This window comes from Chamaesiphon sp. VAR_48_metabat_135_sub, assembly GCF_031418915.1.
GTDB lineage: Bacteria > Cyanobacteriota > Cyanobacteriia > Cyanobacteriales > Chamaesiphonaceae > Chamaesiphon.
Genome location: NZ_JANOJV010000298.1, coordinates 17,058 through 27,526 on the forward strand (window position 1 = coordinate 17,058; position 10,469 = coordinate 27,526).

General features: G+C 45.9%; 9 protein-coding genes and 1 tRNA gene. 4 read left to right on the forward strand and 6 right to left on the reverse strand.

The annotated features are described in order from the left end of the window. Positions 1-157 precede the first annotated feature (157 nt). Positions 158-1,831: a WD40 repeat domain-containing protein gene (locus tag RMO55_RS20615; protein WP_310429832.1), complete on the reverse strand. Its 1,674-nt coding sequence runs from the start codon at positions 1,829-1,831 to the stop codon at positions 158-160. Between the two features lie 424 nt (positions 1,832-2,255). On the opposite strand from RMO55_RS20615, the gene purF reads away from it, so the two are divergent. Both purF and petN read left to right on the forward strand, forming a co-directional pair. After that, positions 2,256-3,734, forward strand: coding sequence for an amidophosphoribosyltransferase (gene purF / locus RMO55_RS20620; protein WP_310429834.1), 1,479 nt, complete (start codon positions 2,256-2,258; stop codon positions 3,732-3,734). 66 nt (positions 3,735-3,800) lie between these two features. After that, entirely contained in the window at positions 3,801-3,890 is a 90-nt protein-coding gene (gene petN / locus RMO55_RS20625) for a cytochrome b6-f complex subunit PetN (RefSeq protein ID WP_015160344.1), read from the forward strand. A gap of 199 nt (positions 3,891-4,089) precedes the next feature. Here the strand turns inward: petN and RMO55_RS20630 are convergent, their stop codons facing one another. Continuing rightward, positions 4,090-5,091 (reverse strand): MoxR family ATPase, encoded by a 1,002-nt coding sequence (locus RMO55_RS20630; protein WP_310429836.1) that lies wholly within the window; start codon positions 5,089-5,091, stop codon positions 4,090-4,092. A 71-nt stretch (positions 5,092-5,162) separates the two neighbouring features. After that, the gene (locus RMO55_RS20635; RefSeq protein WP_310429838.1) at positions 5,163-6,131 is read right to left on the reverse strand and encodes a hypothetical protein; all 969 of its coding nucleotides are present in this window, start codon (positions 6,129-6,131) and stop codon (positions 5,163-5,165) included. Between the two features lie 407 nt (positions 6,132-6,538). Here RMO55_RS20635 and RMO55_RS20640 point away from each other — a divergent pair, with 407 nt between their 5' ends. Beyond that, complete coding sequence (locus RMO55_RS20640) at positions 6,539-7,210, forward strand: hypothetical protein (RefSeq protein ID WP_310429840.1); 672 nt, start codon at positions 6,539-6,541, stop codon at positions 7,208-7,210. Between the two features lie 30 nt (positions 7,211-7,240). Here RMO55_RS20640 and RMO55_RS20645 read toward each other — a convergent pair whose 3' ends face one another. After that, positions 7,241-7,729, reverse strand: a complete 489-nt coding sequence (locus tag RMO55_RS20645; protein ID WP_310429842.1) for a molybdenum cofactor biosynthesis protein MoaE — start codon at positions 7,727-7,729, stop codon at positions 7,241-7,243. Between the two features lie 74 nt (positions 7,730-7,803). Here RMO55_RS20645 and RMO55_RS20650 point away from each other — a divergent pair. Further along, a tRNA-Ser gene (locus RMO55_RS20650) sits at positions 7,804-7,890 on the forward strand. Positions 7,891-7,948: 58 nt separating this feature from the next. Here RMO55_RS20650 and obgE read toward each other — a convergent pair. Beyond that, positions 7,949-9,001: a GTPase ObgE gene (gene obgE / locus RMO55_RS20655; protein WP_310429845.1), complete on the reverse strand. Its 1,053-nt coding sequence runs from the start codon at positions 8,999-9,001 to the stop codon at positions 7,949-7,951. Positions 9,002-9,256: 255 nt separating this feature from the next. Then, a complete protein-coding gene (locus RMO55_RS20660; RefSeq protein ID WP_310429847.1) occupies positions 9,257-10,300 on the reverse strand; it encodes a fatty acid desaturase in 1,044 nt (347 codons plus the stop codon). Between the last annotated feature and the right edge of the window lie 169 nt (positions 10,301-10,469).

The window sequence follows — 10,469 nt, forward strand, 5'->3', positions numbered from 1 at the left end:
GGAGAGGGAGAGGAGTTAAACCCTTGATGTTTTTTAAACTAAATTGCTAAGTTCGTTTTAGTCAATAGTAGAAACCCGCACTCAGACACTTCCATTCTGCTGATTACGAGCAGTGCCACCAGACCCCCAAGTCTCATCCAGCGGTGCAGCCCCTTCCTCACATTCTTTCCCAAAGCTGAATGCTGCCATCCGCACCACCAATCGCGATGAGCTGTCCGGCTGGATCGATTGCGACGGACATGACCGAACGACCTGGATCGCCTTTGAGAATGCTCCTGGCTTTATCGCGGAAGCTGAGATCTGCACCTCTGTACCAAACCTTCGCTTTGCCATCGACACTACCCGTAATCAAATATTGACCATCGGGACTAAAGACACAAGCATTGATTTGCCCAGCATGTGCTCTAATCGTCTGAGAGAGATGAATTTGCTGAGGTAGACCATTTCCAATGTTTTGTAATTGCCACAGGATTACATGGCCATTAACAGTGCCTGCGGCGATCGTCAGCGAGTCGGGACTAATCACCAGGGAGCCGATACAATTTTTATTATCGATCGACTCAGCAATAATAGCACCGGAAATCAACGATCGAATCTTCACGCCGCCATCATCGCCAGTACTGGCCAAAAATGTCCCATCAGGACTCAAGGCGATCGCCGCAATTGGTTCGGGATCGGTAATTGTCTTGATGACTTTGCCGTCAGGTAGGTTCCACAACACGATCGTTCGATCGAAACTACCACTAATTAAGGTTTTACTATCAGGGCTAATTGCCAGGGATCTGACGGATTCCTGGTGCTGATTCAGGTTATGCAGGAGAGTTCCCGTTGCTAAATCCCATAGTTCGATCGTCTCGTTCCAACTACCACTAGCGAGGTATTTACCATCGGAACTAATTGCTAGGGCGAATACGCCTTTGAGTCGATCGGCAAAAGTATAAATTTCCTTCCCTGTATCGATTTGCCACAATTTAATCGTCTTATCAAAACTCCCACTGGCGAGTTTGACACCATCGGGAGTAAAGTTCAGACATCGGACCCAATCGCTGTGAGCAGTAATCGTCTGTTGGAGATTCCATGTCGGTTTAGACCAGAGATCGCCACTTAATTCTCCAGAAACTAGATTGTCAGACATCAAGTCGCTAGACATCAAATCTTCCGAAATCATATCCAATAAAGGTCTAATATCTATCTCTGGGTCATCATCATCGCTAAATCCGTCCCTAACCGACGATCGATCCAATTCGCTCGGATCGAGACCTAACTGCTGCGATATCTCAATTAAATGACGCTCTAGGTACTCTAATCGCTCCGTGAGGGCGGTACTTTCCAGTAAATCGACAACATCCTTGAGACTGCCTTCGACCCCACTGACATGTTCCTGCATGGACTGCATGAGTTGCTGTTGCAGATCGAACTTCTGTTCTACAGCCAGGACTTCTTGCTGACGTTCTAGAAGCGCGTCTCGATTCTCCGCAGGAGAGGCTACGCCAACGATTCCCGCCGCGATCGCTGCAGGTTCGGTTTTTTTGGCAGCCATTGTTTGCTTGACTAGTGCTGTGGCAAAACTCCGGGCTTGAGCGATTTCCTGTTGAAGGACTTCCCCTTGTTGTTGGAGTTCTCGATCGAGCTTGCGTTCTAGAGATCGATCGTGAAGGCGGAGATGTTGAGTCAATCGCCAGCGAGCGATCGCATTCAGGATCGTACTAATGAGGATCGGCACGATCGCATAGCTCCAATTTGAAGATGAGACAGCAGCGATCGTGCCTACGACAGCGACGGCGATTGCGACATATTCACTCAGATCTAGCCAATGGAGAGAATTTGACATGACAGTTATCGGTGGTAGATGGTGGATCGATGTTTTTTCGTCAAGATGTTTTCAATAACTTTACTCGGCAATTTTATGTTGCACGATTACTTCCTCAATTTTCGCTTACAAGGGTTGCGTGTCTGGATTTTTATTTCCGATCGGCTAATTTCGTGTTATCGTTCAAGTATTGTTAAGGAATTCTTAACAATACTTGAAGTAAGCACCTTCACTTTAGCAAGATCGAACCTATCACGATTAATATTGCATTCACTTATATCTATCTACAATATTTGCAATATATTTGGCTACAGGTATAGGTTATGCTGTAGCTAGCAATTCATAGCTAATTAATTCAGTCTGACTGAAATATTTACCCGATTTCTTACATCTAAAGCATCGACCAGTTTAACAACTTAGCCACCCTTCCCCACTGTAGCCGTTCATGATTCCCGATCGCGACTTGCACCTCGACCTCTGTGACGATAACGATAACGCTGCCGATAAACCTGAAGAAGCCTGTGGGGTATTTGGAATCTACGCCCCTGGGCAAGAGGTGGCGAAGCTCACCTATTTTGGTTTGTACGCGCTTCAGCATCGCGGCCAAGAATCAGCCGGAATCGCTACCTTTGATGGACAGCAACTACACGAACATCGAGATATGGGGTTAGTTTCTCATGTCTTTAGTCCAGAAATTTTAGCCCAATTACCTGGGCAACTCGCGATCGGCCATACTCGTTATTCGACGACTGGATCGAGCCGCCGTTGCAATGCTCAACCAGTTATTGTCGAAACTAAATTGGGGAAACTGGCACTAGCGCATAATGGCAATCTTGTCAATACTGCCGAATTACAACAGTACTTACTGGCAAAAGGGTGCGAACTGAACACGACGATCGATTCCGAAATGATTGCCCTGGTAATTCGGGAAGAAGTCAATGCTGGCAAAGGCTGGGTTGATGCCACGATTAGTGCCTGTCAGCGATGTGTGGGTGCATTTAGTCTGACGATTGCGACTCCCGACGGAATTATGGCAATTCGCGACACTAATGGGATTCGCCCACTAGTGTTGGGGATCATGCCCGACCATGTGAGCCACTATGTAGTCGCTTCAGAAACTTGCGCCCTCGATATTATTGGAGCAGACTATGAGCGGGATGTCAAGCCAGGCGAGCTGTTATGGATAACCGAAGAAGGGATAACGGCGATCGAGTGGGCACCTAAAGCCGAGCCGAAACTGTGCATCTTTGAGATGATTTATTTTGCGCGTCCTGATAGCTGGGTACATGAGGAAAGCTTGTATAGCTACCGGATGCGGTTGGGGAAGCAATTGGCAAAGGAATCATTCCATGCTGCTGATATCGTGATTGGAGTACCTGATTCGGGCATACCTGCGGCGATCGGTTTTTCAGAGGCATCAGGCATTCCTTATGCTGAAGGCTTGATCAAGAATCGTTATGTCGGGCGGACATTTATCCAACCCACCCAGGAGATGCGAGAAGCGGGGATTCGGATGAAATTAAACCCACTCAGAGATGTGTTGAAGGGGAAACGGGTAATTGTGATCGATGATTCGATCGTCCGTGGAACTACTAGTCGGAAATTAGTCAAAGCCTTGCGAGATGCGGGTGCAACCGAAATTCACATGCGAATTTCTTCACCACCAGTCACTCATCCTTGCTTCTATGGTATCGATACCGATACCCAGGATCAACTAATTGCGGCAACTAAATCTGTCGCAGAAATTGCCGAACAGATCGGTGTAGATACTTTGGCATATCTATCTTGGGAAGGAATGTTATCGGCAACCGAGCGCAATCCCAATCATTTTTGTTCGGCTTGTTTCACAGGTGACTATCCGGTGGAAATTCCTGATGGCATCAAGCGATCGAAATTAATGCTGGAGATTGGTGCCAGAGGTTAAGTTGCGAACGAAGCCAGGAAAGGATTATGATACCCTCAGGTATGAAAATATATTTCTAAATAAATTATGGATATCCTTACTCTCGGCTGGGTTTCACTATTAGTACTATTTACTTGGTCGATTTCGATGGTCGTTTGGGGTCGTAACGGTTTCTAGTACTGAGCAGCGTAAATAAAGCTAGTATTTTTTGTCGGGATTCGGGATTCAGGATTCGGGATTCAGGATTCGGGAATAGTACATTAACTTGCGCCGCTTATTACTAACCCATTGATGTTGCTGAATATGGGTGGAAATGCCCTCAAAATTTAGGATAGGGGCAATTCCATTCACCATTCACCATTCACCATCCGCTAATTCACAACGCAACTAATTGCCGATAATCTTGCAAAAATTTCTGAATCGAGGGATCTTTCTCGATTAGTGCCGCGAGAATGCCTAATTCGCCCCGAGATCGCATCAAACCCAATAAATCCGAGACAAATAACTGTACCCATTCTGCTGTCGCCACCTGACTCAACCAGCGAAAAGCATGATGAGCGCGATGAGCATCAACAGCATGAACGGTTAAACCGATCGCCGTTGCATAGCGAGCAGAAGGTTCGATCGGGAACGGAATATTACTACCATTGCCCTCAAAAATTGGGTTCAGATCGGGTAATGTATGATACATCTGGACGAATGTTTGAAACTCGGCACTAGCCGCTATCCCGATCGCAGGTGCTAGATCCAGCCCATGATCATGTAAACTACTCGCCATCATCCACGATCGCGGCGAACACCAAGCTGGTTGTTGAGAATCGATTTTGTGTAACAAGCTCGGGCGAAAAGATAAGAAAGCGATAATTTGTTCGTGAATACCTTGCCCTAGAGCATAAGCCTTAAAACTCTCAAAATTTGCTTCCACTTGCAAATGCAAAAATCGATTGGCTAAAGGTGCTGGCATATCAAACACCCCCGCGCGATCTTCCTTCCGGTTCCCCGCCGCCCATACAAACCACCCATCAGGCACAACATAGGACCCCACACACCGATCTAAAATCAGTTGCTGTGCCATCCCCTGCATTGCTGGAGGAGCCATATTAATCTCATCGAGAAACAGAATGCCTTGTCCCCGTTGGGGCAAGAATTCTGGGGGAAACCATTTGGAAACTCCATCTTCGGCAACAGGCAGTCCGCGTAGATCCGTTGGGGCTAATTGACTCAACCGGATATCGATAAATTCAAGCTGATTTGCTGTTGCTATTTGTCTGACAATACTAGATTTTCCAATCCCTGGCGCACCCCAAATCATGGTGCTAATTTTTAAGTTGCTAGTAATGAGGCGATCGAGATAAGTCTTTAAATCTTCAGGATTCATTGGATCGGAACTATTCCGGGGTTAGGGGATGAGGGTGTTGTGACTACTGGTAGTGTGAGAATTACTCATTCTTACAATTGCAATAATTTGCGCAACTCTTCGCGGAGAGCAGATGATGTATTTGGATTAGCCACAAAGGAGTCATAAATTAGTCGATCGATTTGTCGAGGGGCGGTACGATCGATCTCTAGTTGATGCCAGATTTGCTCGATCGTCGAACCAAGTGCGTGCGGGTGTCGGACTACTGCCAACCGTAATATATCCCAGCTTGTTTGGGCTAGCTCCACCAATTGACTGGATGTTGTCGCGCTCTGTTTTGCCAGCCATAGAGATTGAGCCGCCGATTCATTGGGTGCCAGACCCATCTGCATCAATAATTGAGGCGCGATCTGGGGATGAAGTGCTACTAATGTTGTAAAAATAGGATCGTTAGTCTGTCGATATTTATCTAAGATCTTTTCTAGTACCGCAACAGGTGTATGCGGATTTTCTGCCACGATTTGTGCTATACCACCACCAATATCGATGATTTCGGCCAGGAGATGTTTGGGTGTATGGGGATGAGCGGCAACAGCCCGAATCAATTCTCGATCTTGGCGGCGTGATTTTTGGGCTAAATTTTCGAGCAATGCGCTCGGAGTATGTGGATTATAAGCTACTGCGAGCCACAAGCTATAATCCTGCTGATTGACAGCATATTCCATGAAATTTTTGGGTGCTCGTTCGCATTGCAACAAACTAATGAGGGTAGAGTTGGGAATCTCAGCCACTAATTGGAGCTGTTCGATCTGTAATAGTTCAAAAATTGGGTTGCTGAGGATGGCTTCGGGAAAGTCAATACCCAATTGCCAGAGGACATCTGTTGGTGTATTTGGATTACTGGCGACTAGTCTTCGTAACTCCCAATCTTTTTCTGTCGCGATTTTGCGCAGTAATTGTGGATTGGTATTGGGGTTTGTGGCCATCTGTGCGTCTGATGCCCATACAGCTACTGTTGTAGTAGTTTTGTCAACGACTAGCGGCTCTGTAGTTACTTTCATGCTCGGTTCACTTATATCTGCTTACTCACTCATCGCTTAGAGTACCCAATCAGAAACCTAAAGATAGAGGTTCGGAGCATAATTAATCGCAACTTTGAATATTTGGCATTCAATTTAACTTGTTGTTCTCAGCATTTTGGCTTAATTGGATCGTTAAACCTAGCAATTCTTAGATATGAAGCTATAAAATAAGACATAGTTTTGCTATATTATTGCCTGTCTTCGACTAAGTTTTTGATTCTGCTGAGACAGACGTTGTGTGTTAATGTAGCTTCTGCTGGCGATAAACGTGTTGGCATCGCTTGCAAATCGATATTCTGCAAATATTACAAGCACTATCTCTCAAAGAAAATCAGTATTTTGAATATTTCAATTGCATCAGGTCTTTAAAAAATATAGATAGAGCAATGATTAGAATCCCCTTCGATCGATGTGTAATCCTAACAACATTAGACTTTGCACAGGTTACGGATCGATTGAAAAGTGTAATTTATGACCCAAATATTCCCTGGCAAGCAACCAATCTCAATTCCCTAAAACACCAACCTTATTTTGGTCAAGTCAGAGGATTCAAGTTTTTAGCAACCCAAATAATTGGACATAAATATCTTCATTTACCGATTTTTTTGTCGCCAACGATCGAAGGGAATATTAATAGTTTGCAGTCTGGCTATGAGATTTCCCTGGCTGTCAGGCTCAACAACGTTACCTTTGTACTATTACTGACTTGGTTGGGCGGACTATTAACCACGGTTTCCTCGGTTCTCGACAACATCTTAGTAGATGCCAAAAACTACCAATATTTGACAACTGTGCAGATTGCCATCCTTTGCTATCTGCTGGTACTTGCCTATTTGTATTTTTCCGCTTGGAGTACGACCAAATTCTTCAGAGGTCTATTTGCGCAAGGATTTACAGGTACTACCAAGATCGGTGTTGTAGAGCGACCGATCTGGGACTCAGCTCTTCAGTTTCAGGAAGTTGGCGATTTTCCCACCGGCATCTCACAGGATCGAAAGTCTGCCACTGATTGGCTCAGACACAATTTACCCTCATTTCCCCCGCATCAGACAGAATGAGATAGTACTTCCGATCCACTATCCACTCCTTCATTGTTCGCAAGCTCCAATACTCACCCAAGTACTAGATCGAGTCCCATTTGCTTCCTTAAACCACTCTTTCTTCCAAATCGGTGCTTGATGCTTGAGCGTATCGATCGCGTACTGACAAGCCGCAAAAGCCTCGCCTCGGTGAGGACAACCGACAGCTACCAATACGCTAACTTCCCCGATCTTTAATTTGCCGACACGGTGGTAAATTACGACACGATTGGCATCTGGCCACTGAGATCGAATCTCCCAGCCAATGGCGGCAAATATGCGGATCGCCATTGGCTCATAAGCTTGGTATTCTAAATAGTCTACGGCTTGTCCATCGGTTCGATCGCGAACTGTACCGCTCATAATTACTACTGCGCCATTGGCTGGTGCATCAGCTAGTTGGTAGATTTCATCTAAGTCTAGAGGTGCAAACCCGATCGCAAATCGATCGTCTGGGTGTGCTGAGACTTGAGTTAGAGCGATGGGAGTAATAGTCACTGTCGGTAATAAGTCTATTGCTAAAATCTAATTGATGTGTTATGTTTAGAAAGGTTGATTAATAATAGCGATCTGGATAGGTGGCTGAGTGGCCGAAAGCGGCACACTGCTAATGTGTTATGGGGGTGACCTCATCGAGGGTTCGAATCCCTCCCTGTCCGTTCTAAAATTATCATACCTAGGGAAGGGGCAATTCATCAATTGCCCCTTCTTTGTTTTTTACTGCAATACGGGAAATGCAGCGCGTTCCAGAGCTAGTTTTTCAGCGTTCCGTTGAGCTTCTAAGATGTCTAATTGCTGCCAAACTTTTTGCAGTAGTGGATCTAATCCAGTCCGAGTTGCGGACGAGATGAGAAATACGGGCTGTTGTGCTATGGCAGACAAAGCTTGGGCAATTTCCGCAACTTCTTCTTCGTCTACCGCATCAATCTTGCTCAGAGCGAGAATTTGGGGGCGAGAAACTAGAGTATCACTATATGCTGTTAACTCCTGTCGAATCGTTTGATAGGCTCCAACAGGGTCATCGCCAGTTGCTTCGACAATGTGCAACAATACTCGCGTGCGCTCGATGTGGCGGAGAAAATCGTGTCCCAAACCGGCACCTTCAGATGCACCCTCGATCAGTCCAGGAATATCTGCAAATAGGGTACCATCGCCAGAAGGCTTTCTGACTACTCCTAGATTGGGGACTAGGGTTGTAAATGGATAATCGGCTACTTTAGGACGTGCGGAAGACAGTGCAGAAATTAGCGTAGATTTACCAGCATTGGGCAAACCGATAATGCCGACTTCGGCTAATAATTTTAGCTCCAATCGAATTCGTTTTTGCTGGGGTGGTTGTCCTGGGAGTGCGTATTCAGGAGCACGATTGCTATTGCTTAAAAAATGGGCATTACCCAATCCACCCTTGCCACCAGCAACGACTTTGAAAGTTTGTCCTGGTTCTACTAAATCGACTAAAAGCTCATCAGTTGCTGTATCGTAAATCATCGTACCACAGGGTACCTCAATATTGAGATCGTCACCCGTCGCACCAGTACAATTCTTCGAGCCACCTTTGCCACCATTTTCGGCTTTGAAACGACGGTTATAACGAAAATCTAGTAGGGTTTGAAGGTTTTCGACAGCGGTAAAGAAAATCGAACCGCCTTTACCACCATTACCACCAGAGGGACCTCCAGCAGGGACGTATTTTTCCCGCCGGAAGGTCACAATCCCATCGCCACCGCTTCCTGATTCTAGTTCTACTTCTGCGAGATCGATGAATTGCATGGCTTGGGCGATGTGGGTGTAAATGAGTGGTTTTATTTTAACGCACTATCTTCGGAAGAATTAGCATTTGACTGCACGGGTCTGTAGGCGAGGGTTTGGACGATGATTTCTGGTGAAAACGATCGTCTTTGGCATCAACAAGTCCTTTACAGATCCGTGTCTTTTGGATTGTCTGGGAAATAACCAGATCGATCGGATCGTAAAAAAAGTGGGCATTTGCCCACCTTACAGGTACTAAAGCCTAAAGCTTAAAACCTAGTTATTATTGGAGTTAAACTCGCGGAAGGTTTGATAAAATTCAGTTTCTTCATAGATATGACATTTATCAGTGATATCCTTCATCATTTCCCAGGTGAACTTACGTTCTTTGATGTATTCACCCCAGTTAGCTTTGATAATCGCGTGAGCTTCACGCAATCGGTAGGAAGGAATCGCTGTCGAAATGTGGTGGGGAACGTGAACATTGATATCGTGACAGAGGAATTCAACCCAAGCCGGATAGTCACAGTGTACGGTACCAGATAACTGCGCGATCGCCTCGTTCCACTCGCCTTCAGGATTGAAAGGAATATCTGCCGCAGTGTGATGGACGATCGTGAAAGTACTCATCCAGAAATGATATACCAACCAAGGTAATACCCAAAACTTGACGAAGCCCCAGATACCTAAAGTCCCAATCATCACAGGGAAAATCAGTGCGGCACCGATAATTACAAACAAAGCAGAGAACTTGACATCATCTCTGGTTTTGCCTGCGGGGAACTTGCGCCAGTCAAAGTGTACGGCTGCCCAATGAGGTAATGATGCCAACCACCATAACCGACCGCGCATCGCCTGATACACTACTTGGAGCCAGGTTGGAGCATCTGCATAAGCTTCTGGTCGCCAAGGTTGCCAAGCATTGTCCACGTCCATTTTATTGGTGTGCTTATGGTGTTTGTTGTGTCCGTACCGCCAGCCGTGGAAGGGATAAATCAGGGTCAACATGAAGAGATGACCGACGATATCATTCACCTTGCGGCTCTTTGAGAAGGAACGGTGAGCACAATCATGACCGATTACAAAGCAACCAGTCATTGCCGTACCTGTAAATACCCACGCTAGGGGTAAAAGGTACCAAGGAGCGTAGGCGATCGCCGCCATGCCGATTGTGACGGTGACGATGGTTTTGACCGTCATCAGGAACGCCTGAGTGTTGTCTTTTGCAAAGACTTCTTTTGGTAAAGATTGGACGATGTGTTTGAGTTTGAGGGTTGGGGACAGCGCGGTGGCTGTATTTGGCTCGATCGATAAAGTCATGTAGCGGTTTAGATCTCCTGGAAATATAAAGCACCGTTGTTGCTACTGCCAATTAGACACCGCTCTATCGGCAGATCGGTGGCAATTGTTAATTTGTAGCCTAATTAGGTACCGTTTTGTTAACAATCATTAATATTTATCCTACCTTAGTCTGGAGCTGGCGGCTAGT